Below are 21,649 nucleotides of genomic sequence, written 5' to 3'. Positions count from 1 at the left end.
TTAGTCGCTTCCTTATTTATGCTTTTGTAATTTCTGTGAGGGGGGCTTTAGCTTTGTTGAGCGGTGTTAGACGGTTCAACAGTTGTTCAAAGAAGTTGAATGCATTGGTGTATTGTTTGGGGAATAGTCGTTGAACGATATCGAGTGCGACGGCGTCAGGCCCGATCAGAATGCGAGCGCGCTTATTTTGAATCCCCTTAAGGAGAATGCTTGCCGCCTTGTCAGCATCGGTAAAGCTAATTCGAGAAAAAAGATCAACGCCGGCTGCTGCATCGCTTACGCCACCCGGTGCTTGGTAGAGTCGCGCGTTGCGTGCAATGTTGGTGCGGATGCCGCCGGGGTGTATTGAGTGCGCAGTAATATTCGTCCCTTTCAATTCGGCCTGTAAGGCTTCAGTAAAACCGCGGATGGCAAATTTGCTGGCGTTGTACGCGCCCTGGGTGGGGATGGATAGTAATCCGAACAAGCTAGATACATTAACGATGGCTGCTTCCGGCTTTGTTAACAATTGCGGTAAAAAAGCCTTGGTGCCGTATACCATTCCCCAAAAATTGATATTGAATAACCACTCGAAATCATCGTAGTCCAGCTCGGCAATAGTCTGCGATACCGCGACACCGGCATTGTTAATCACTACATCGGCGCCACCTAGCTCAGTGCTGACACGCGCTGCAAATTGGTAGACCGCCTTCCTGTCGGCAACATCAAGCTCTTGGACGAGGTGGCGATGCCCTGTTGCGTCGTTCAATGCGGCTAGGGCGCTGGCATCTTTGTCTACTAATGCGAGTACCGCATCTTCGCGGTCGAGTTGTAGGGCTAGGGCCCTACCTATTCCTGATGCGGCGCCGGTAACGACGACGACCTTGGTTTTAAAGTTCTTCATGTCATGCCTCTTATTCTTAACAGAATTCTATGAGTCACTGATATTTGTAACATTGACTATGTTGACATTAATAAATGTAACGTTGTATGTTGGCATCGTCAAGTAGTGATATAAAAATATGAAGGTTAATGACGGAGAAAAATTATGGGCGCATCGCAATCCGACAACATCACGAGAACCTCTCGACGGAAAAACCAAGCCGAGGGGGTACTGGATGTTGCAATTATAGGTAGCGGGTTCTCTGGCATTGGTATGGGCGCGGAGCTTAAAAAGCGCGGTATCAATGATTTTCGCATTTTTGAGAAAGCAGCTTCGGCGGGGGGCACCTGGCGAGACAATAGCTATCCGGGTTGCGCCTGCGATGTTGAGTCGGCGCTTTACTCTTTTTCGTTTGCGCAAAATCCGAGCTGGTCGCGGGGCTTTGCTCCCCAAGCAGAAATACAGCAGTACCTTGAAAAAGTACTTCGCGATGTCAATTTAGATGAGCATATGTGCTACGGCCATGCTTTGTCAGGGGCTCGCTTCGATGCGCAAGAGAAAATTTGGCAGTTAAAATTTAGCAATGGTCAGCGTGTACAGGCCCGGAAGTTGGTCTCTGCTATTGGTGCTTTGCATCTGCCGAATATTCCAGATATTCGCGGCTTAAATGATTTCAAGGGTGAGGTGTTTCACTCGGCCCAGTGGCGCCATGATGTCGATTTGACGGGTAAGCGTGTTGCGGTGATTGGTACTGGTGCCAGTGCGATACAGTTTGTACCGGCAATTACCCAGCAGGTGAAGTCATTAACCTTATTTCAGCGTTCGGCCGCGTGGGTATTACCAAAACCTGATCGAGTTATCTCTAAGCTGGAACAGGGCTTATATGAGACTGTACCGCCTTTGATGTCTTTACGTCGTGCGGCGACTTATTCGCGACTAGAAGGGCGCGCACTGGCATTTAATTACTTCACCAGCGCTTTGAAGGTGGTAGAAGCGCAGGCAGTGCGGCATATCAAAAAATATGTAAAAGATCCTGTAAAAGTGCAGAAGCTGACGCCTGACTACCATATGGGGTGTAAGCGGGTTCTTATTTCGAACGACTATTACGCGGCAATTAATCGCGAGCATGTTGCACTGGAGACCTGCGGTATTGAGCGCGTCAACGGAAATGCGATTATAGATAGTAATGGCGTGAGTCATGAGGTGGATGTGATCATCTTGGGTACAGGGTTTAAAACTCTGGATGCCGTTGCGGCGCTCGATATTCGCAATGCTGACGGGCAGACATTGGCTGAGTCTTGGGAAAACGGCGCCCAGTCACATTTAGGCTGTATGTTGTCAGGCTTCCCTAATTTCTTTTTATTGTTAGGGCCAAATACCGGTTTGGGTCACAACTCCCAAGTGTATATGATCGAATCTCAGATTCGCTATATTGGCGACGCGCTAAGTAAAATGCGTCAGCACGGTTTAGCGAGTGTTGAGGTAAAAGAATCGGTGCAGACAAAGTTTGTTCGTCAGATTCAGTCGCGCTTAAAAAATACGATCTGGCAATCTGGTTGTCAGAGCTGGTATATCAACGATAAGGGTGAAAACTGGACTTTATGGCCGGGCTTTACTTTTGTGTACCGATACCTGAGTAGAGAATTTAAATTGGGGAACCATCACTGTGTTCCCCGCAAGGTAGAGAAGGAGGCGGCGGTGCTCGACGTAGTAGAGGGCGAGCTTATTTAGTCTCCTTTTTTAGGAGTTGTAATGTGGCCGGCCTGAGGTTCAGCTCCGAGTGAACAATCGTAGCTGATACCTCTTCTTGAGGTAGTTCGGCGACGAGATTTAGGCGCGACGTTACCGGTGTTGATACTCTCTGGTCGACATTTATTGTTGTCTCAATAACGGTGTCTACCGGTAGTTGTAGCATCTCGTCAGCGTAGACGGTAATAGGGCCGTTATAATTAAAGCGGATATTGTCTTTTACCGGTACGCGTAAATTAACTGGCAGATCAAACTTCATCGGAATCGAGGTGGAAATTTTGAGATTGCGCAGTTTTTTTACATTGCCGAAATTAATTTCCGTTGTTGCGGTTATCGCCGCCATGGTATCTACGGGAATAATACCTTCGTAGACGACTTCAAACGCAACTGGGATATTGGCGTCTAATTTGACGTTAACCGGATACTCACCTTTGAAGGGAACATCCAGAACCTCTTTAAACGGCACTACCGTGCTGATATCTCCATTGAGTTGAATGTCGAGGGGGCGAGTGCTCTCCATCGACGCGTTTAGTTGTGGGGGAAGGCGGACTTTTATATCTTGCTCGCTCAGTGTGAGTTTGATCAGGCCAAACTGAAATAGCTGAGTGCCGGCCCAAGTGCCAGCGATGATGATTGCCAGCGTTAGTGGAAGCAGCAATAGAAGACCGCGGGGTGAAAGAATTTTCATTCGGACTCCTTCTTGTCTTCATCGCGTCGCTCGGGGGAGTCTTCGTCGCTAAGACCTAATTTTAGCGTGTTCAGTGGAATATTTAGGTCGGCGTAGGTGATGGTGGCCTTAATATCCTCTTTGGGTAGAAATAACTTAGCCTCGATATCTGAGTGCACAGGAACACTCATATTGCTGCGAATGGGAATTTCGGCGTCGATTACTGTATTAAGCGGTACTGTTAAGGCTTGTTTTAGTACAGCTTTTACCGGTGTTAGTAGGTCAACGGGAATATTTTCGCGCACGGGAATCTTTAGGCTAATGGGGACCTCTGCTCTTACTGGTACTTTGCCACGAATTGGAATGTCGATGATTTCCCCGAGCACTTCTGCTTCAACGACCGCATCAAGGTCAAGAACTTGATCAATGGTAATAACGTCGTTAACGAGAACAGTGAGCTCGACGGGTACGCGGGTTTTTATCGCAGCCATCAGGTTTAAGGTTTCATTTACCGGTACGGTTACATCTTTATTGATGGGTACCTGAGTGCGGATCATTTCATTAATACTGATATCCAGCTGATTCAATACGCGTGCGCGCACCATGAGGGCGTCGTTAATCCTGATGTCGGCGGGTTGCTCGTGAAGCAATAGACGCGCTTCGACATTTTTGATTGTCCATGCGGCACCAAGGCCGCCACCAATAATGACGCCGACGGCTAAGGTGCTAAGGAGTAGGGCGATGGTTGAAATACCGGTTTGATGTTGTTTTGTTTTTATCATTATAGGGTTTCCACTGTTCAGAATTTGTAGCGTAGGTACATCGACATAAAGTCTCGGTCTCTAAATGCATTGCGGTCTCCGCCGCCGCCGAAGAAGTTATAGGTAGTGCCTAGAGTCCAGGGGCCGCGACGAAAATCAACTTGGAAAATACCAATCTGACGTCCTTCAAGAAAGTTCTCCGCAAAGCCTGGGCTGACGCCTTCAATGTCGTGCAGCCAAACCAGTAGAGGTCGCATTTCTACACCTTTGATGGGAAGGTCAAATGAGCCTATTGCGGTTAATCGGTAGCCCCAAGAGAACTCGCTTACATAGCCTCCTTCATTACGTATGGGGTTCAGTAATGAACCGTTACCGGTGTCTGCTGTACCTGGACTGGCGTGGGTGTGGGTACCTGGCCCCTCATATTGCAATTGATCGAGTGATGGCAGGCCCGGCACCCAAATACCCTGTACCTCAGCCAAGAGTGCAAACTGCTTGGAGCCTAAAAATGAACTGCGATTGCCGAACAGTTTCGTTGCGGTAAGGGTGAGCTGTACGGTTTGCTCGGATTCGTAGCCACGAATATATGCGTTGGGGGCAATTTCGCCAGCGGTGCCGCCGCGATAGCTGGTTACGTAGTCGGGTAGTGCGGTTTGCGAGGCGGGAATAGTTGCGGCAGGCAGTCCTGGCAGGGTTCCCGGTATGATTAAAATGTCGTGTCTGGGGAATGCGGGCTGTAGACCGGCAAAGATAATGTCTTCGAGATCGACTTGAACGGGCTGGTTGTGCCGGTAAGCAAATTCCCCGCCGTAGAGAATACCGCTCGATTCAATATTAAAGGTGGCGCCCAAGAGGTGGATGTCTTCTGGGTATTCAAGAAAGTAGCGGAAAGTGTCTAGGGGCAGTGCTTCAAAATCTTGGCCTGGTGTATTTAGAAGGGGGATCCCGCAGTCAATCAAAAATTCAGCGATATTGCTGGTATCAACGCCGCGGCCATTACCTTCACGGCGAGTGCAGGAGGCATCGGCCGCGTAGCCACTTAAGCTCGGGATGCGAGCGTGATAATTGGCCAAAAATACTGCTAATTCGGTGCCGTCAAACCAGTCGTCCCGAAAATAGCGTAAGCCTACGCCAAATTGACCGCCGTCTTTTGCTTCACGGTTGGGGGCGCGGCGGGCGCTAAAACTGGTGCCCGAAATTAGGGATAGCAAAGGGCTTGCAGGGGTCTGAAGTTGGTCTGGATCATTGGGTGTTTTTGCAAATGGCAGTACCACGGATTCGTTGTGGGTGACCTCGTTGCCAGCGTCTAAAAATGAGTAGACAGCGCCCTTGGCTGGCAGGCCGTAGGGTAACCATTCAAACTGGTAAAAGGCTTGAACTCGCAGGCGGTCCGACCATGCCATGTCAAAATTGACTAGCCCGACGGGGCGATAAATTTCCTCTAATTCAAAACCGGGACGGAACAAATTATTGGTTTCGTAGGGGTTTATAAAGTTTAGGTTGCCCCGTAATACAAAGGTGGACTCTCCCCAATTTAGGAGTTGGCGGCCGATTTTAATGTCGGCTTCGCGTTCGCCAATTGGCATGCGAAATGACACCCATGCGTCCCGCAAGTCAATAAATTGGCCGATTGCGGCTTCGGTTTCTTCTGGGCGATCACGGTAGGTTGCCTGGCCTGGCTGGGTTCCGGGACTCACAATTTGATTGCTATAGAACTCTTCAAAGCCGTAGTTCACGGCATCGAATAGATATTGCCAGCTGATCTCTACGTCGAAATTTTCAAAGCCAAGTGATAGCCGAGAGTCCCATTTTAGAAACCCAAGGACAGGATCGCCTGCATCATAATTTAGGTTGCCGTCGTCGGTGTTAGAGGATAGTAATCCTCTGGCCGCCATAAAGCGTTCATTCGGCGCTGTGTCATTTCTAGACAGCCCAATACAATCGTCAGCAGCACATAAATTGCGGTTCTGCTCAAGGCTCACTTTGCCGATCATGTCTGGGTCGGGGGATTCTACTCGGAAGCCGACGCTCCACATTAATACGTTATCAAACGACACTTTTACGGCTGGCGAGCTGGGTATGTTCAGGTCAATCGGTGTTTCACTCTCTACTTCGGCGTGGAGTAGGCCGGAAAGCAGAGATACCGTGAATATGACGGTACGGTATTTAGCCAAAATAAAATCCCCTTACTTATTGTTTTTAGGTGTTTATTTTTGATTTTTTGAGCTATTACTTTGTTTGCGTGTTTTCCAAAACTGGATTCTAGGAAGATCGGTGGCAATTTCGTCGGTAACCCCAGAGACTTTTTCTAGCTCGGTGTGCAATGAACGAACCACGACGGTCATTTCAAAAATGGATAGGCAGAGTTCTAAAATGACGCGCCAAATGGTTACCAGGCCAATAAAAAGCATTGGGGAAAAGACAAATGACCAAATTAGGCGTGCAGGCCAGCTGTTCGATTCCCATGAGCTTACCGCTAAAGACAGAGCAAGAAGAGCAGCAAATATGATTCCAGCTACGTATATAGTCGGTAGCATCCTGGTGGTAACAATATGGTTAAAGTTGATATCACTAAGTGCTTTGGCAAACTCGGAAATAAACTCACCAAGCTTTCTCTTCGGCATACAGCCCTCCGTCGATGGTCTATTATTTTGGTATTATTATCGATAACTTAGTATAGCGACTTTAGATGTTGTACATATTACATTGAGTAATGTAGCATTACAAGGTGTCAGTGTTTACTGCCGAATGATAAATAATAACTGTTGGCTTTACTTATGCGCACTACTGAACAACTTGTCAAACTTGCCCGCAAAATATCTGAAAGTGCTGAACGTCTGCCTGGTGCGGACTTTGTTCAGCGTGAATATGAAGTGGTTGAAGATGCGATGCTTCAAACTCTTCACCGGCGTTTGCGGCGCGCTGTCTCGCGTGAGCCGCAAAACAGCGGGCTGCTAGGAGGGCCTGATTCAGCGGCTAGTAATGAAAAAACAGTTGCTGGAAGTGACCGCTGTTCCGATCCTATTCAACCTAGATCCCCCGCGCAGCGTCTACAATTTATGATGCAGGACGCTATGGAGCAGAGCAAAGAAGAGTCCGTACGTAGTTGGGCGAATCGAGTTCTGGATCACATAGTTGCCGATGAAGTGAGGATTTTATCTGCTTTGTCCGACGGCAGTGGTCACGCGGTCATAAGTGTTAGCGGCTCACAGACCTTAACTGGTCAGCGCGAAATATTACTGTCTGGTATTTCCTCCGTTGTTAAACCTGCGAGGGTCAAAGTACGGGATTTAATGCCGGTCTATCTCTCAAATCTCAATGCTTTGGGGTTAATTGAATTTGGCGCGATTAACTCTGAATTTGAATTAGATTATCAAGTGTTAGAAGCAAATAGTGATGTAATGGAGGCGTTAGGCGTCGCGCAGAAGGCGGGGTATTTTCGTCTTCGATGTGATCGCAAGACGCTGAAGCTTAGTCGAGCTGGCAACTTATTTTGGGATATATGTAACGTCGAAGATCAATAAAATAATTTGCTAGATAAAAATATAATAATTGGGGTGATTTATGTTAGAGGCCGTATGGTTAGAATTTTCAGCGCACTGGGTGCTTTATTTATCTATGCCCATAACGAGTGGCGTCGTTGGCTTTATTACCAATGTGGTGGCAATCAAAATGATGTTTTCGCCACTGGAATTTGTTGGTAAACCACCAATTTTGGGTTGGCAGGGAATTATTCCTAGCAAAGCCGGAAAAATGGCGAGTATTGCGGTAGATACGATTGTTCCCCGCTTGATTACCGAGAGGGAAGTTTTTGATCGGCTTGACCCAGTTCGTGTTGCTGAAGAAATTGAGGGGCCTATTATCAATCTGGTCAACCATATGGTTGAAGAGATTATGTCTGAATTTGAGCCAGGCATATGGGAAACACTGCCGCGTGCGGCAAAAGATCTCATCATACATCGCATTCAAGCCGATTCGCCGGCTGCCGTAGCAGAGGTGATGAAGGATCTGCGAAATGACATAGAAAATGTTTTCGATTTAAAAGATATGGTGGTTACCACCTTGGTGCGAGATAAAGCACTTATCAATCGTATATTTCAAGAAACGGGTAGTGAGGAATTTAAATTCATCGGTGTGTCGGGGTTATATTTCGGCAGCTTGTTTGGCTTTTTTCAAATGCTCGGATGGATGTTCTATAAAGCAGATTGGCAGCTGCCATTGTTTGGTCTGTTAGTGGGGTATTGCACTAATGTGGTGGCATTGCGGATGATTTTCCAACCTCAGTCGCCAATGCGATTAGGGCCATGGAAGCTACATGGTATTTTCCATAAGCGCCAAAAAGAGGTTTCTCGCGATTATGCTCGACTCATTGCTGACGAAATTGTTACACCGAGCAACATCATTGAAGCCGTGTTAAAAGGTCCGTATTCTGACCGAGTATTTATGATGATTGCCCGTCACGTAAAACGTGTTATTGATGACCAATCTGGTATCGCTCGTCCCTTTGTGGCTTGGACGGTAGGTACTCGCCAGTATGTAAAAATTAAAGAAGTAGCTGCAGAACGTTTGGTTGAAAGGCTACCAGATGCAGTTAAATCAATTGATGTTTATGCAAAAGACGCCATGGATCTCGCTAATACCTTGGCTTCTCAGCTTGAGGTGCTTCCGCCACCAGATTTTGAAGATATGCTGCGGCCAGCATTTAAAGAAGATGAATGGATTTTGATTTTGGTGGGTGCTGCACTAGGCTGTTGTGTTGGTATTGCTCAGCTAATTTTATTTACATATTTGGGGTAGCCCTCTTGGTGTAAAGGGAGCTATAAAATGCGTGAGGCGCGAAGAGTGCCTCACGCATTTTTTGTTATGGTGTTAAAGTTTTTATCTTATCTCATTCTTTGGACCTGTTTAGATAGGTGGGAGTGTTTATAAAGATGTATATTGTGGCTAAAGAGCGCCAACTCTGCTGCCTTGTATAGGCGGTGTGATAATTTATTGAGGAAATCTATGTATTATTTTTCATTAGCTCTATTTGCATTACTTTTAATAGTTATTACTTATTTATTAGTTAGGCTGAATGCACAGCGCCGCCTGTTATTGACGCTTCAGGACGAACAGCGTGCTTTAGCCAAAGCGTGGAGGGCTAATCCTGTTGATTTTAATCAAATTCCGGTGTCAGAAGGCAAGGGGTTTATTGCGATTAAAATATTAAATCCGGTTGAGCTGGCGACAAAAGAATCAGTATTTGCTGGGCTATTAAATAATTTTGCACCAGATGTGATTCGCAGCATAGTGTATAAACGTACTGTGGAAATTATGCGCGGTCAGCTTGAAGAAAGAGGCGTGCAGGCGGAGATAAGTATTCATGGTTTGGGTTGATATTTTGCTATGTGTAGCAGCGGTGCTCTTGGCGGGAATTTCATCTTTTTCCCTGTGGAGGCATGAGTGCAATATAAAAGCGTTCTCTCTTCGTTTGCGTGAGGACGCCGCCAGCTTACTTGAATTGCGCTACCAGGAAGACTGGCATCGTCAATTGGAGTCAGCGCAGGACTTTACGGAAACGGTTATAGATACTAGTACCGCTACCGTCCGTAGTGTCCATATGGGAATCGCAAAAATTCCTTTCGATACGCTTGAGTCGTTTGCTGCAACTCGAGATACAACAAGAATAGTTAGGCAAACTCACGATTTGATCTCAGAATCTGTATACACCTCGATTAGAGGTATAAATAAGGCCGCAGGCTATTTGACGAGAGCGGGCATAGACATGAAGGCGCGTCGGATAAAGCCCGTGTTACCGCCTGACGAGGAAAAGTAGCTATTTATCCTATATGTTTCGTTAAGCATTTTATGGCGCGGAATTTCTAATATAGGTTTAGCAGGAGTCGGGCAGGCTCTATATACGGCAGTAGCGCTACTGTTTCAATATTCAGCTTCCGTATTTCAAAAATTACTCAATTTTCTTTCCCTAGCGGTGTGATGTGCCGAGTTGTGTGGTATTTTCCGCGAGGCGTTCCTGCATATTCTGGAAATAGCGCGAGTGGTCTGTAATCTACTCACTTTACCAGTTTCCCCGCATACTGATTCTCAAATGTTTGTTTGCGCAATACTAAGAATGCAGGAAGCGCCACATGCAAGGATTTAAACTAAACATGAGTGGGATTGTATGATTGATGTAAGTTCTGCGCGGCTGACACATATTGCAGTGCATCGGGTGGGAAGCAAGGCGCGTGAAGAGGGGATGCGTCTTGCTGAGAAGGAGTCGACGGCTGATGAGTCTTTGAGTGAGTTGCTTATTAAGCACTACTTACTCCCGCTTTCTAAGCAAAGCGAGATATACGATTTTTTTCATGAGTCAGATATTTCCTTGAATACTGTGGCGAATATTGCTGGAAAAATATTCAATGCATCTGGTGAATTTTTGAACAGCACTCAGGCTATTGCAAAGCATTTGTATGCCACGTCTACCCACCAAAACATTTCGGGCGGCGACCTGATTTTTTTGCAGTTTGCTGGAATAAAGCATAATGAAACTGCGTCGAATGCACTTGCCGTGCTAAAGATTGAGAATAAAGACAATTTTATTGAGATTGTGGAGTCATCGGACTCCTTTGATATGTTTGAGCGCAGCGGTATTTCTTTAAATAAAATACAGAAGGGCGCGCTAATCCTTCCTAATGATCAAGGTGTGTTTGTTGTCGACAATCTTGGCCAAAAAACAAAGTATTGGATGGAGTCATTTTTGAAGGTATCGCCAAGGGCAACATCAAAATCTTATGCCAAGTTGAGCGGCTTAATTTTGAAGGGGGTCAGCTCCAAAATAGAAGATACCCAAGATATCGCCGAACTGAATAAGGAAATTACCGAGAAGATAAAGTCTGCCGAGCTCACTTCGATAGGTGAGCTAAAGCATATCTCCTCGCAATATATTGATTCCGAAGCGCTATCTGAGGTGATATCTGGTGTGGCGAGCAGTACCGGCATTGATATAGCCGACGATTATCAAATTAAACCAAAGGATTTTGCTAGGCAGGCAAAGCCGATCACTAGCCGAGTGAGAGTGCGGGCGGGTGTGGGTTTGGTGATTAGTGATTCTAAGTATTCGGTATCTGATATGTCGATTACCGACAATCAGGATGGGTTTCAGGCGGTGGTGAACATTAAGGCGAGAAAAGAGAAATAGAGCGTTATCGCTTTGATTTTATTTTGAGATTTGACGATGAAAAAAGCCGCGCCGAATGACTGCAGCGCGGCTTTTTTTTCCTCGAACATTAGCTTGCCATACGTTCTGCGTTTGCAGAGATGTTTGCAGCCTGTACTGAGGCATTTAGTACTGCCTGCAGTGAAGCTGAAATAACATCGCGGTGTTTGGCGATACCAATATAGCGTTGCTTGTTAATCGACAGGTGCACATAGGCGATGGCCTGCGAGTCTGTGCCTGTACCTAGCGCATGTTCGCGGTAGTCCAGTATTTCAATCTTGTCACCAAACTCGTTTTGCCATGCGTCAACCAAGGCGCTGATTGCGCCGTCGCCATGGCCTTTGAGCGTGGTGCTGCCACGCCGGTCGCTAAAGCTCAGGCTTAATACGTCTTGGCCGCCATTTTCAGAATTGTCCTGACTAACTGAAAAATTCTGAATAGATATATTCTGTTTGGCCTGCAGATAGTGGGCGTCGAATAAATCCCATATTTGCGCGGACGTCACTTCACCAGAAATTTCCTCTGCTCGAGCTTGCACCATTCGGCTGGCGTCAATTTGTAGCCAGCGCGGTAGTTGCAGACCGTAGTCATTCTCCAATACCCAGCTCACGCCGCCTTTACCTGATTGGCTATTAATGCGAATTACCGCCTCGTAGCTGCGTCCTAAATCAGCGGGGTCAATCGGCAGATAGGCGACCTGCCAGTGCTCATCGTCCTGCTGCTTGCTCAGGCACTTGCGGATGGCGTCTTGGTGGCTTCCTGAAAATGCCGTGAATACCAACTCCCCCGCATAGGGGTGGCGCGGATGCAGCGGTATGTTTGTACAGTGCTCTACCACGGCAATAATTTCGTCCATATCGGCCAAATTCAGGCCGGGATCTACGCCTTGGCTGTAAAGGTTCATCGCCATAGTGACAATGTCCATATTGCCTGTGCGCTCGCCGTTGCCCAGTAGCGTACCTTCAACCCGATCGGCACCGGCCATTACCGCCAGCTCGCCCGCAGCGACACCGCAGCCGCGATCATTGTGGGTATGCACAGACACGGTAATGTCTTTGCGGTAGCGGGTGTTGCGGCAGAACCACTCCACTTGATCTGCAAATACATTGGGGCTGGCGCATTCCACCGTTGCCGGCAAATTAATAATGATAGGGTTTCCACTGTCGCGCCATTCGGCAATGACGGCATCACTAATTTCTACGGCAAAATCAACTTCTGTGCTGCTGAAACTTTCTGGTGAATATTGGAATGACCAGTTGGTTTCTGGCTGCCTAGCGGCGTACTCCTTCACCCATTTTGCGCCTTGAATAGCAATGTCGATAATGCCTTGTTTGTCTAGGCCGAAAACCCGTTCACGTTGTACTGGGCTGGTGGAGTTGTATACATGCACAATGGCATTCTTTGCGCCTTTTAGTGATTCGTAGCTGCGGGCGATCAATTCTTCGCGGGCCTGAGTCAACACCTGAACTGTGACATTGTCGGGGATACGGTTGCCGTCGATTAGCGCGCGCACAAAGTCGAAGTCCGGCTGCGATGCTGCGGGAAATCCCACTTCAATTTGGGTGAAGCCGAGTTTGACTAATAGATCCCACATACGCAGTTTTTGCTGCACGTTCATGGGTTCAACCAAGGCTTGATTGCCGTCGCGTAAATCGACTGAGCACCACTGTGGTGTTTGTTCGATGCTGTTGTTGGGCCACTGGCGGTCTGGTATGGCGATGACCGGCGTAGGCCGATATTTGCGGTGGTTGAATTCGCCCATGATCAAAATTTCCTAAGTCTATAAGTTGTGTGGTGGCAGGGCCCGGGGTGCCGGGCGTTTTACCGTGTATTCCTGTTTCACTTTTTATAAAAGTTGCTGTTTTGTGCGGCCCGATCGCGGGGTGTTGCGCTCGTTTCGACAAGGGGTGGGAGCGATAACTCCACGGTTCCCAGTATAGGGGGAGAGGTCTGGCATAAGATTGCGAATTTTAGCTTGAAATCGTTCTTATTTGGTCTAATATTGCTATTAATGTTAGAAAAATAGAATGTTATGCCTTTTATTGTTGATATGGTGGAATTTAAGTGAACTTGGATGGCTATGATAGGCGAATTCTAGAAGCTCTGCAGGAAGATGGTCGCTTAAGTAATCAGGACTTGGCAGATCGTATCGGATTGTCGCCGTCTCCGTGCTTGCGACGGGTTCGTCGCTTGGAAGAGGCGGGGTTAATTGGGGCTTATCGGGCCGTACTTAACGCCCGCGCGCTGGGTCTGAATTTAATGGCGTTTATTCAAATCAGTATGGATAGGCACACGCCCGAGCGCTTTGAAAATTTTGAGCGCCATGTGGGTGACTATCCAGAAGTATTAGAGTGCCATTTGATCACGGGCCAGTCGGCGGATTATTTGCTGAAAGTGATTGTTGCCGATATGGACGGATTTCAGGCTTTGTTACTTAACAAGATCACTCGAATAGATGGCGTTACCGGCGTACACTCTAGCTTTGTGATGAAGTCTCCGGTGAGTAAAACCTCGCTGCCCTTGTTGTCGTCACAAAATGCTTGAGGATGTTAATAACTGACGAACTGGGGGCGACAATGGAAAGGATTTTTGCTGCAAATCTAGACGAAATTCAAAACGACACCTTACTAAGTAAAACCGTTAATGGCACTAAAGTATTATTGAGCCGAGTGAATGGGCAGCTTTGTGCGGTAGAAAATCGCTGCCCCCACTTGGGCTTGCCGCTGGCTAAGGGCAAGGTTTGTGACGGTGCAGTAGTGTGTCCTTTCCACGGCTCCAGTTTTGATTTATTGAACGGCGAGAATATTGATTGGACGAATGCATTTATTGGAATGCCAATGCCGACCTGGACCCACAAATTAATTGCTTTGGGAAAATCACCCCAGGCATTAAAAACTTTCAAAGTAGAGTGTGAAGGCGAACAAGTTTTTTTACATCTGTAAGGCCTGCTATAGATGGCCTTAAATTAGGGAATAAAATGGCAGTAGATATTGAGGTCGTCACCATTACCCACGCCATACAGCAGGCGGTTGCACCGGTATTCTTGCTGGCGGGTATTGGTGGAATTTTAAATGTATTGACTAATCGTTTAGCCAGAATTATTGATCGCAGTCGCAATCTGCATCATCGGCTAGAGACAGTAAGCGAAGAGCGGAGTATGGTGATTCGCGATGAATTAAGCATGCTTACCCGCAGGGCGCGAGTGGTGCACCGAGCAATAGGTTTTAGCACTGCCAGTGCGCTGTTAGTTTGCGTGGTTATTGCGTTGTTGTTTTTGAGTGCGGTTGTCGGTTGGAATAGCAGCCTTGTGGTGGCGGCTTTATTTGTGCTGGCAATGTGTTTTTTGATTGTGGCGTTAAGTGGCTTTTTACGTGAAGTCCAGTTGGCAACGCGGATCATGTTAAACGGGCCTTAACAATGTGCATAGGTGATTTGCCACGGAGGCAATATGATTACCTTATATGGATTTGGGGAAGGCTTTGGGCTAGTAGATGCTAGCCCCTTCGTTTTAAAAATTGATGTTTATTTGCGCATTGCGGGCTTGGAGTTTGAGCGCAAGTCTGAAATTGCAAACCTGCGTACCGCCCCCAAGGGCAAACTGCCGTATATTGTTGAGGGTGGTAAAACCATCGCAGATTCGGCATTTATTCTTGACTATCTAAATAGCAAACCCGGTGTGAGCTTGAGCTCGGACTTAAGTCCAGAACAGCGAGCTCAGGCGTATTTAATTGCCAAATCACTAGACGAGAATATGTATTGGTGCTTGCTCTATTCGCGTTGGATTAGAGAGCAGACATGGCCACTAACAAGGGCGACATTTTTTGGATCATTGCCTTTTCCGATGCGTCGCTTCGTGCCGTATATTGTGCGTAGAAGTGTTCGTTCGGCGATTTATAAGCAGGGTCTAGGTCGTCATTCTGATTCAGAAATACAGCAAATATTTATATATAGCCTCGATAGCCTCTCGGTCCTTTTAGGGAATAAAGCTACTTCTTTAACGACAAACCGAGTGTGCTTGACGTCTGTGTTTTTGGCTTTTTAGCACAGTTTATTTTGGCTGATATTGATAATGACTTTAATGATATTGCGCGGCGCTATGAAAACCTCGCTAGTTTTTGTCGCAACATCCATAAACGTTATTACAGTCAGGCGTAGTGGTACGGCTTATGAATATTGGTATTTACTGTTATGGCAATGCCGAAATTTTAGATTTCGCGGGCCCCTTTGAAGTGTTTTCAACGGCATCCCGCGTGAGCGATGAGCAGCCGTTTACTGTGTTTTTAGTTTCTGAAGCGGATGGCCCTGTATGCGCTCGCGCAGGGTTTACGGTTATTCCCAACTACCACTTTGGCAATCATCCACAAATAGATGTGCTTATTGTCGTCGGCGGAGTCCATCACCATGAGATGTCTAAGCCCGCGGTGTTGTCATGGATTGGCAAGCAGGCCGCGCAGTCAAGCTTGACTGCGTCGGTTTGCACCGGCGTATTTTTACTTGCCGCTGCGGGTGTTGTTAGCGACCACGAAGTCACCACTCACTGGGAGGATATTCCGAGTCTTAAGGAGTGTTTTCCGTCGTTAAAGGTGTGCGAGAAGTTGCGCTGGGTAGACAGCGAGGGAGTGGTCAGTTCCGGTGGAATTTCTGCCGGTATCGACATGAGCTTGTACTTAGTGGCACGTTTGCACAGTGTAGATTTGGCAATCCGAACAGCTCGGCAAATGGAGTTTGATTGGTCTATGTCGCCGGACAAAACATAAGATTTGGCAATGTAGTATTTTCTGTATTTTTTAAACTAAATACTGGCACTAACCGGCGACTAGCGTTACCCTTGGTAACATATTTTCCGCTTACAAATCCTGACTGCCCCGCAGTGGCTCAAGTCGCTAATATACATTTTTTGGACTAGCTAATCCTACTGTTTGCCAGAGTCAAATTGCGCTTTTATTTCTGTACCAGAAAGACGAGCGAAGTCCTTTATGAGTACTCCCAAATTTGTCGGGCTTTGGAAGCGTGTTGGCGCGTCATCATCTGACCCCGTCATAGCTGTTCGCACTTTTTTTGTTTGCTTTACAAAATATTGGTGTCGAGTGAGTTATGAATCAAAAGATTTAATATTATGTAAATGAGGTGTATATGAATATCGTGGTTGTTGGTGGCGGTGCAGGAGGTTTACCGCTGGTTACGAAATTAGGAAAACGTTTAGGTAAACGCGGCTTGGCAAATATTACATTAGTAGATGCCAGTGCGAGCCATATTTGGAAACCCCGTTTTCACGAAGTTGCCACCGGTGCAATAGATTCAGATTTGGATGCGGTGGATTACCGTGCTCATGCCCACCAAAATTATTACAATTTTTCTAAAGGCCGTATGAGCGGCTTAGATCGAGACAAGAAAGAAATTATTCTTGAACCCGCAACTGGGTCTAGCGGAAAAGAAATACTTCCTGAGCGCCGTATTCCTTACGACTACCTTGTTATTACAGTGGGTAGTCTGGGTAATGATTTCAACACCAAGGGTGTTCGCGATCATTGCTTATTCTTAGATACAAGGGAGCAGGCAGATCGTTTTCATGAGCGGTTTTTAAATCACTGCCTCAGCGCAGATTTTTATCGTGACACGGTTTCAGTTGCTATTGTTGGTGGTGGTGCAACTGGCGTAGAGCTGGCGGCAGAAATCCATCATGCAATCGCACTCCTTAAACTATATGGACACAAGGAGCTAGATCGCAGTCGTTTACAAGTACACGTTATTGAAGCGGGGCCCCGTCTGTTGCCTGCCTTAAGCGAGCAAATTGCTAGTGCAGCGCAGACTGAATTAGAAAATATGGGCGTAAAAGTACATACCGGTACCATGGTTAAGCAAGCCGATGAGCAGGGTTTTATCACCGGTGACGGCGAGCGTATTGACGCTGAATTACTGGTATGGGCCGCTGGAATAAAAGCGCCGGACGTGATTGGCGAGTGGGGGCTAGAAGTTAATCGTATTAACCAATTGGTGGTTGATCCCAATTTGCAAACTGCTGACACCGCCGTATTTGCTATAGGCGATTGCTGCGCCTGCGAACTTACTGAGGGCAAAAACGTACCTCCCCGTGCGCAGTCTGCTCAGCAAATGGCCAACCATACAGCGGCAAATTTACAGCGCATAGTGAAAGGGCAGCCGTTAAAACCTTTTAAGTATCGTGATCACGGCTCGCTAGTGTCGCTGTCTGAGTACTCAGCCTTGGGTAGTTTAATGGGCAGCGTTCGAGGTGGCAGCTTTTTCATTGAAGGCTGGATGGCGCGGATGATGTACGTCAGCCTGTATCGACTTCATCAAGCGGCGATCTATGGCTGGCTGCGTACTTTAATGCTGCTAATGGCTGGGCGCTTTAATCGTTTGTTAAGGCCGCGCTTAAAACTGCATTAAGCACATATTGGCATCTGCTTATTAGCTGGGATATCTGGTTAGGTGGAGCACTGAATGTTGGTCCTTTGTTACATCATATGATCTGTGTATTCGGTATGATCTTGGTGCTCTGTGCTGTGATGATGGGAACCCTGATGCGCATAGAGTGTGTAGAGTGGGTAGAGGGCCAGCAGTATCAGTAGTGTGGCAAAGCCATAGCGGGTAGTTGTTTTTTTTATAGCGCCGCGCAGGCCACCGCTTAAGCTTCCTATGCTTAGCACGGCGGGTGCGGTTCCCAGTCCAAAGCAGGCCATCAATATAGCGGACTGTGCGGCGCTGCTACTGAGCGCTGACCAGATCAGGGTGCTATATATGAGTCCACAGGGTAAAAGCCCCCATAAGCCACCTATAGCCAGGGCCTTAGCTGGTGTATTAATGGGAATGAGGTGTTTACTTAAGGGTTGAAGTTTTTGCCACAAACCGCCCACCACTTTTTCTAGGGTTAATGCTAAGCCCCTCCAGCCAGCAATAGACAAGGCCATAAGAATTAGCATCACACTGGCAAGAATACGAAGTCCTTGGCTGATGGGTAGTAGCTGGGTGTCGGCAAATGATCTCGCAGCGGCTATTGAGCCACCCAGAATAGCGCCCAGTAGGGCGTAGCTTGATATCCGGCCGAGCTGGAATAAGACGCTGTAGTATACGCTATGTAAGCCATTGCTTAGCTTTTGCTCGCTCGCAATTATATTACCTTGTTGGCGAGTTGGTGCAGCCACAGATGCGCTAAGTAGTCCCGTTATACCGCCACACATACCTAGGCAGTGAGGACTGCCGGCTAAACCAAGTAAAAACGCGGCGGAATAGCTAAGGGCCTCAGGCATCATCGTCGCGGCTCTCCTTTGGCTTGCGCTGGGGTAGGTCTTCGTCAAACAGAATGCGCTGACCTTCGCGATCTAGATCTTCAAATTGATCATGTCCAACTGACCACCAGAACAGAAAGGCGAGTAAGCCAAAGAATACCAGCGCGATGGGTAGCAAGATCAGCAAACTAGCCATTTGAGCCTCCGTTGATGAGGAGTTCATCTCGCGCTTGGGAGGCTGAGGACGTTGACGCTAACAAATGATCCTTTGGCGTGCGGTTTAAGCGAAGGGCATTAAATACCACAAGTAGCGAGCTAAGCGACATGCCGAGTGCGGCTAGCCAAGGTGGCACTAAGCCCATTGCAGCCAAAGGTAGGCCGAGGAGATTGTAGCCCAAGGCCCAAGACAAATTTTGAATTAATACGCGCCGGCTTTGTTTTGCTTTGTCGAAGAGGGTAACGATACTACTGAGATTATTGTCTAGTAGTACAACATCTGCTTGTGTGCGGGTGAGTTGGCTAGCGGTGGTCATGGCCACAGAGATATCTGCAGCAGCAATCACTGGCGCATCATTAATACCGTCGCCCACCATCATTACGGTGGCGCCCTGTGCTTGAAGGCGTTTCACGTGGGCGAGTTTTTGCTCGGCGCTGCATGCTGCGTAAAAGTCTTGGATACCGAGCGCTGTACTCACCTCGGCAACCTGATTGGAACTGTCTCCGCTTAGCACCTCTGTCTTAAGCCCAAGAGTTCGCAATGTGTGCAGCAGTGTTGGTGCGTCCCCACGAATTTCGTCGGCCAGATAAAAGTGGGCGAGTGGGGATGTATTGTCGCTCAGAAACACATTGAGATTGGGGCTGTTAGTTGGCGCGTCTATTCCGCAAAATGCGGCGGTGCCGATTCGATATTCTTTGCCGTTAATTAGACCTTTGATGCCAGCTCCACTGACGATTTCAATATTTTCAGGACTAAGAGTGTTGCGATGTTCTTGTTTGAACGCGTGGGAGATCGGATGAAGCGATTGCGCTTCTAAGCTGGCGGCAATATTCAGCGCAGTCTGTTCGTCAATATTGCCAAGCAAGCGACAGGACAATATATGAGGGCGACCTTCCGTGAGGGTTCCAGTCTTGTCGAAAACGACGTGGCTCACATTGCGCATTTGCTCAAGTATTCGACCGTTGCTCAGCAGTACGCCTTGTTTTCCTAGTGCTTTGATTGCTGCGGTGTAGCTGGCTGGGGTTGCCAGTGATAGCGCACAAGGGCAGCTGACCACTAAAATTGATAGTGCAATGAGAAACGCTGAATTGCTGTCTTGGCTAGACCAGTAGACAAAGCTCAGGCCGCTAACGAGCATCACCAATATTACGAAATGGCTGGCCATGCGGTCTGCTAGCTGGGCTACAGCTGGTTTGGCAGCTTGGGCCTGCTCTAGCAGTTGGTTTATTTTCGCCCAAGCGGTGTGAGAGCTCACTGCCGTGATTTCAATGTCGATATTTCCGTCGACATTGCCGCAACCTGCCATAGCGGTGTCGCCGGGTACGCAGCGGGTGGGGAGAAATTCGCCATTGAAAGCGCTGCTTTCCAAGCTGCTTTGACCTCGGCGGATAATACCATCAGCGGGGATGGTTTCTCCCGGTCGAATATTGATTAACTCGCCAACAGCCAATGACTTCACTGGGGTCCATTCGAACTCGCTGCTGCCAATATGCTTTATTTTGCGAGCTGACATGGGGAGAGAGCTGGCGCTATGTTGATGTTGTGCAACCCGCAATTGTAAATAGCGGCTTAGTAATAAGAAAAAGGTGAACATGCTTATTGTGTCAAAGTAAACATGATCACTTTGCAGCAGCGTTGCGGAAAAACTAGCGATATACGCTGCGATTAATGCGATGGAAACCGGCACATCCATGCCGGGATGTAAGCGTCGTAGGGAGCGCCAAGCATTTTTAAAAAATGGTTGTGCAGAGTAGAGCAGTACAGGGGTGGTGATAAGCAGGCTAAATACTCTAAGTAGCGTGCGGGTACCGTCGTCGATGCCTTGAAAGTCCCCAGCGTACAGTCCAATAGCCACCATGCCGGCTTGCATCATACCAATTCCAGCTACCCCTAAGCGCCGTAATAGACCGTCCATTTCGTCGTGAAGTTGTTTGTCCCGATTGCTGGCAGACCAGGGTAGGGCTTGATAGCCCAAATTTGAAAACAGATGGAATATCTGACTGACGAGGAGTGCTTTTGGATTCCATTTTACTGTCGCTACGGCATTTTGTAGGTGGACAGTGACGGACTCAATGCCCTCGACTTTTTGCAAGTGATGCTCAATTAGCCAGGCGCACGCGGCGCAGCGCAAACCGCTTACGCTGAAACGGCTTACCCAATTATCGCCGTCGCGGTGTGAGAATTCCTCAATGAGTTCTGGGTAATCAAACCGGCGGTAGTCGTCGCTGTCTTCACTGGGAGTGACCGCTGTGCTGGATCGCAATCGGTAGTAATCGTCTAAGCCTGCGGTGAGGATGAGCTGTGCAACGGCTTGGCATCCTCGACAGCACATCGCTTTGGCTGTGCCGTCAACGGTGACATGATAATCCGTGCCAGAAGGGACGACTTCGCCACAGTGGTAGCAGACATCGCTCATGGCGTCTCCGAGTAAGGGTGCTGGCTGTCTATGATGAAATGTTGGCTGAGATCGGTATTGAATTCAGTTTTTAGTCGCCAGTTTATATCATCGCTGGTATCGAAGGGAGTCAGGGTGATATACCAGCGCCCCTCTGGGTTGTGAGAAAGTTGTCCGCGGTAGTGATTGTCGCCATCTCTTAGCAATACACTTTTAATATCTAGTGTCTCATTAGTAGGGTGCTGCCAGTGCAAAACCAAATGTGGATATGGTGGCAACGACACACCGCGAAGAGTGATTTCTATGTAGTCTTGGCTGAGTTTGCCGGCGGCGCTAAGTTGCATTTGGCGGGCAGTTTCATCCTGCTTCAAATAACGGTTAATGGCTAAACCATCTTTGTAATAATCGTCACGCACTAGATTGTCGCCGTGAGTAATCGCGATGATGATAGTGATAATACTCGCGATGACTACAGCACTAGGTAGGGCGATAAGAAACCAAGGCCAAAACTGTTGGTACCACTTGCTTGTTGCGCCGGTCTTTGTGGGCATAG

The 21,649-nt window shown here is 47.7% G+C and carries 23 protein-coding genes; 13 read left to right on the top strand and 10 right to left on the bottom strand.

The window, feature by feature from the left end; genetic code table 11:
• Positions 1-16: 16 nt before the first annotated feature.
• Entirely contained in the window at positions 17-883 is an 867-nt protein-coding gene (locus tag C0068_RS17150) for an SDR family NAD(P)-dependent oxidoreductase (protein WP_103685706.1), read from the bottom strand.
• Positions 884-1,027: 144 nt separating this feature from the next.
• On the opposite strand from C0068_RS17150, the gene C0068_RS17145 reads away from it, so the two are divergent.
• The gene (locus C0068_RS17145; RefSeq protein WP_103685705.1) at positions 1,028-2,593 is read left to right on the top strand and encodes a flavin-containing monooxygenase; all 1,566 of its coding nucleotides are present in this window, start codon (positions 1,028-1,030) and stop codon (positions 2,591-2,593) included.
• Here the strand turns inward: C0068_RS17145 and C0068_RS17140 are convergent.
• Genes C0068_RS17140 through C0068_RS17125 form a run of 4 tightly spaced genes read right to left on the bottom strand, consistent with a single transcriptional unit; the run spans position 2,586 to position 6,663 of the window.
• Positions 2,586-3,299, bottom strand: a complete 714-nt coding sequence (locus tag C0068_RS17140) for a YceI family protein (RefSeq protein ID WP_103685704.1) — start codon at positions 3,297-3,299, stop codon at positions 2,586-2,588. The two genes, C0068_RS17145 and C0068_RS17140, sit on opposite strands and share 8 nt — an antisense overlap.
• A complete protein-coding gene (locus tag C0068_RS17135) occupies positions 3,296-4,060 on the bottom strand; it encodes a hypothetical protein (RefSeq protein ID WP_103685703.1) in 765 nt (254 codons plus the stop codon). The genes C0068_RS17140 and C0068_RS17135 overlap by 4 nt, the downstream gene beginning before the upstream one ends.
• 17 nt (positions 4,061-4,077) lie before the next feature.
• Positions 4,078-6,213, bottom strand: coding sequence for a DUF1302 domain-containing protein (locus tag C0068_RS17130; RefSeq protein WP_103685702.1), 2,136 nt, complete (start codon positions 6,211-6,213; stop codon positions 4,078-4,080).
• 33 nt (positions 6,214-6,246) lie between these two features.
• The gene (locus tag C0068_RS17125; RefSeq protein WP_103685701.1) at positions 6,247-6,663 is read right to left on the bottom strand and encodes a DUF4282 domain-containing protein; all 417 of its coding nucleotides are present in this window, start codon (positions 6,661-6,663) and stop codon (positions 6,247-6,249) included.
• Between the two features lie 153 nt (positions 6,664-6,816).
• Here C0068_RS17125 and C0068_RS17120 point away from each other — a divergent pair, with 153 nt between their 5' ends.
• From C0068_RS17120 to C0068_RS17100, 5 genes are all read left to right on the top strand, one after another.
• A complete protein-coding gene (locus C0068_RS17120; protein WP_103685700.1) occupies positions 6,817-7,563 on the top strand; it encodes an Abi-alpha family protein in 747 nt (248 codons plus the stop codon).
• A 40-nt stretch (positions 7,564-7,603) separates the two neighbouring features.
• Positions 7,604-8,836: a DUF445 domain-containing protein gene (locus tag C0068_RS17115; RefSeq protein ID WP_103685699.1), complete on the top strand. Its 1,233-nt coding sequence runs from the start codon at positions 7,604-7,606 to the stop codon at positions 8,834-8,836.
• Between the two features lie 207 nt (positions 8,837-9,043).
• Positions 9,044-9,415 (top strand): hypothetical protein, encoded by a 372-nt coding sequence (locus C0068_RS17110; RefSeq protein ID WP_103685698.1) that lies wholly within the window; start codon positions 9,044-9,046, stop codon positions 9,413-9,415.
• Entirely contained in the window at positions 9,402-9,854 is a 453-nt protein-coding gene (locus tag C0068_RS19720) for a hypothetical protein (protein ID WP_103685697.1), read from the top strand. The genes C0068_RS17110 and C0068_RS19720 overlap by 14 nt, the downstream gene beginning before the upstream one ends.
• A 348-nt stretch (positions 9,855-10,202) precedes the next feature.
• Complete coding sequence (locus tag C0068_RS17100) at positions 10,203-11,219, top strand: nucleoid-associated protein (protein WP_103685696.1); 1,017 nt, start codon at positions 10,203-10,205, stop codon at positions 11,217-11,219.
• 88 nt (positions 11,220-11,307) lie between these two features.
• Here C0068_RS17100 and leuA read toward each other — a convergent pair whose 3' ends face one another.
• Complete coding sequence (leuA, locus tag C0068_RS17095) at positions 11,308-12,999, bottom strand: 2-isopropylmalate synthase (protein ID WP_103685695.1); 1,692 nt, start codon at positions 12,997-12,999, stop codon at positions 11,308-11,310.
• Between the two features lie 302 nt (positions 13,000-13,301).
• Between leuA and C0068_RS17090 the strand changes: the two genes are divergently transcribed.
• The 7 genes from C0068_RS17090 (at position 13,302) to C0068_RS17065 (ending at position 17,645) form a co-directional block, all read left to right on the top strand.
• Entirely contained in the window at positions 13,302-13,781 is a 480-nt protein-coding gene (locus C0068_RS17090) for an Lrp/AsnC family transcriptional regulator (RefSeq protein ID WP_103685694.1), read from the top strand.
• A gap of 32 nt (positions 13,782-13,813) precedes the next feature.
• Positions 13,814-14,179: a Rieske (2Fe-2S) protein gene (locus C0068_RS17085; protein ID WP_103685812.1), complete on the top strand. Its 366-nt coding sequence runs from the start codon at positions 13,814-13,816 to the stop codon at positions 14,177-14,179.
• A 35-nt stretch (positions 14,180-14,214) separates the two neighbouring features.
• On the top strand, positions 14,215-14,652 hold the full coding sequence (locus C0068_RS17080; RefSeq protein ID WP_103685693.1) for a DUF2721 domain-containing protein: 438 nt from the start codon (positions 14,215-14,217) through the stop codon (positions 14,650-14,652).
• Positions 14,653-14,685: 33 nt separating this feature from the next.
• A complete protein-coding gene (locus C0068_RS17075) occupies positions 14,686-15,279 on the top strand; it encodes a Tom37 metaxin N-terminal-like domain-containing protein (RefSeq protein WP_199176214.1) in 594 nt (197 codons plus the stop codon).
• Positions 15,249-15,392 carry a glutathione S-transferase C-terminal domain-containing protein gene (locus C0068_RS19895; RefSeq protein WP_199176213.1) on the top strand — a complete coding sequence of 48 codons (144 nt, stop codon included), beginning with the start codon at positions 15,249-15,251 and terminating at the stop codon, positions 15,390-15,392. Before C0068_RS17075 ends, C0068_RS19895 begins: the two co-directional genes overlap by 31 nt.
• Positions 15,393-15,403: 11 nt before the next feature.
• Complete coding sequence (locus tag C0068_RS17070) at positions 15,404-15,994, top strand: DJ-1/PfpI family protein (RefSeq protein ID WP_103685692.1); 591 nt, start codon at positions 15,404-15,406, stop codon at positions 15,992-15,994.
• Between the two features lie 376 nt (positions 15,995-16,370).
• Positions 16,371-17,645: an NAD(P)/FAD-dependent oxidoreductase gene (locus C0068_RS17065; RefSeq protein ID WP_103685691.1), complete on the top strand. Its 1,275-nt coding sequence runs from the start codon at positions 16,371-16,373 to the stop codon at positions 17,643-17,645.
• 68 nt (positions 17,646-17,713) lie between these two features.
• Here C0068_RS17065 and C0068_RS17060 read toward each other — a convergent pair whose 3' ends face one another.
• The 4 genes from C0068_RS17060 to C0068_RS17045 are packed head-to-tail and all read right to left on the bottom strand — an operon-like array spanning position 17,714 to position 21,647.
• The gene (locus C0068_RS17060) at positions 17,714-18,508 is read right to left on the bottom strand and encodes a sulfite exporter TauE/SafE family protein (protein ID WP_103685690.1); all 795 of its coding nucleotides are present in this window, start codon (positions 18,506-18,508) and stop codon (positions 17,714-17,716) included.
• Positions 18,498-18,680, bottom strand: coding sequence for a cbb3-type cytochrome oxidase assembly protein CcoS (ccoS, locus tag C0068_RS17055; protein WP_103685689.1), 183 nt, complete (start codon positions 18,678-18,680; stop codon positions 18,498-18,500). The genes C0068_RS17060 and ccoS overlap by 11 nt, the downstream gene beginning before the upstream one ends.
• The gene (locus C0068_RS17050) at positions 18,673-21,117 is read right to left on the bottom strand and encodes a heavy metal translocating P-type ATPase (RefSeq protein WP_103685688.1); all 2,445 of its coding nucleotides are present in this window, start codon (positions 21,115-21,117) and stop codon (positions 18,673-18,675) included. The genes ccoS and C0068_RS17050 overlap by 8 nt, the downstream gene beginning before the upstream one ends.
• Positions 21,114-21,647 (bottom strand): FixH family protein, encoded by a 534-nt coding sequence (locus C0068_RS17045; RefSeq protein ID WP_103685687.1) that lies wholly within the window; start codon positions 21,645-21,647, stop codon positions 21,114-21,116. The genes C0068_RS17050 and C0068_RS17045 overlap by 4 nt, the downstream gene beginning before the upstream one ends.
• Positions 21,648-21,649: the final 2 nt, after the last annotated feature.

This window comes from Zhongshania marina (assembly GCF_002915595.1).
GTDB classification, from domain to species: domain Bacteria; phylum Pseudomonadota; class Gammaproteobacteria; order Pseudomonadales; family Spongiibacteraceae; genus Spongiibacter; species Spongiibacter marinus_B.
This window is presented reverse-complemented; position numbering and strand designations above follow the sequence as displayed.

What these genes read in the sequence shown, in the direction of transcription:
- C0068_RS17050 (WP_103685688.1), bottom strand. Translation starts at nt 21,117, where the DNA reads ATGAGCGATGTCTGCTACCACTGTGGCGAAGTCGTCCCTTCTGGCACG.
- C0068_RS19720 (WP_103685697.1), top strand. Translation starts at nt 9,402, where the DNA reads ATGGTTTGGGTTGATATTTTGCTATGTGTAGCAGCGGTGCTCTTGGCG.
- C0068_RS17080 (WP_103685693.1), top strand. Translation starts at nt 14,215, where the DNA reads ATGGCAGTAGATATTGAGGTCGTCACCATTACCCACGCCATACAGCAG.
- C0068_RS17070 (WP_103685692.1), top strand. Translation starts at nt 15,404, where the DNA reads ATGAATATTGGTATTTACTGTTATGGCAATGCCGAAATTTTAGATTTC.
- C0068_RS17045 (WP_103685687.1), bottom strand. Translation starts at nt 21,647, where the DNA reads ATGCCCACAAAGACCGGCGCAACAAGCAAGTGGTACCAACAGTTTTGG.
- C0068_RS17065 (WP_103685691.1), top strand. Translation starts at nt 16,371, where the DNA reads ATGAATATCGTGGTTGTTGGTGGCGGTGCAGGAGGTTTACCGCTGGTT.
- C0068_RS17145 (WP_103685705.1), top strand. Translation starts at nt 1,028, where the DNA reads ATGGGCGCATCGCAATCCGACAACATCACGAGAACCTCTCGACGGAAA.
- C0068_RS17140 (WP_103685704.1), bottom strand. Translation starts at nt 3,299, where the DNA reads ATGAAAATTCTTTCACCCCGCGGTCTTCTATTGCTGCTTCCACTAACG.
- C0068_RS17150 (WP_103685706.1), bottom strand. Translation starts at nt 883, where the DNA reads ATGAAGAACTTTAAAACCAAGGTCGTCGTCGTTACCGGCGCCGCATCA.
- leuA (WP_103685695.1), bottom strand. Translation starts at nt 12,999, where the DNA reads ATGGGCGAATTCAACCACCGCAAATATCGGCCTACGCCGGTCATCGCC.
- C0068_RS17085 (WP_103685812.1), top strand. Translation starts at nt 13,814, where the DNA reads ATGGAAAGGATTTTTGCTGCAAATCTAGACGAAATTCAAAACGACACC.
- C0068_RS17060 (WP_103685690.1), bottom strand. Translation starts at nt 18,508, where the DNA reads ATGATGCCTGAGGCCCTTAGCTATTCCGCCGCGTTTTTACTTGGTTTA.
- C0068_RS17075 (WP_199176214.1), top strand. Translation starts at nt 14,686, where the DNA reads ATGATTACCTTATATGGATTTGGGGAAGGCTTTGGGCTAGTAGATGCT.
- C0068_RS17120 (WP_103685700.1), top strand. Translation starts at nt 6,817, where the DNA reads ATGCGCACTACTGAACAACTTGTCAAACTTGCCCGCAAAATATCTGAA.
- C0068_RS17125 (WP_103685701.1), bottom strand. Translation starts at nt 6,663, where the DNA reads ATGCCGAAGAGAAAGCTTGGTGAGTTTATTTCCGAGTTTGCCAAAGCA.
- C0068_RS17110 (WP_103685698.1), top strand. Translation starts at nt 9,044, where the DNA reads ATGTATTATTTTTCATTAGCTCTATTTGCATTACTTTTAATAGTTATT.
- C0068_RS17135 (WP_103685703.1), bottom strand. Translation starts at nt 4,060, where the DNA reads ATGATAAAAACAAAACAACATCAAACCGGTATTTCAACCATCGCCCTA.
- ccoS (WP_103685689.1), bottom strand. Translation starts at nt 18,680, where the DNA reads ATGGCTAGTTTGCTGATCTTGCTACCCATCGCGCTGGTATTCTTTGGC.
- C0068_RS17115 (WP_103685699.1), top strand. Translation starts at nt 7,604, where the DNA reads ATGTTAGAGGCCGTATGGTTAGAATTTTCAGCGCACTGGGTGCTTTAT.
- C0068_RS17100 (WP_103685696.1), top strand. Translation starts at nt 10,203, where the DNA reads ATGATTGATGTAAGTTCTGCGCGGCTGACACATATTGCAGTGCATCGG.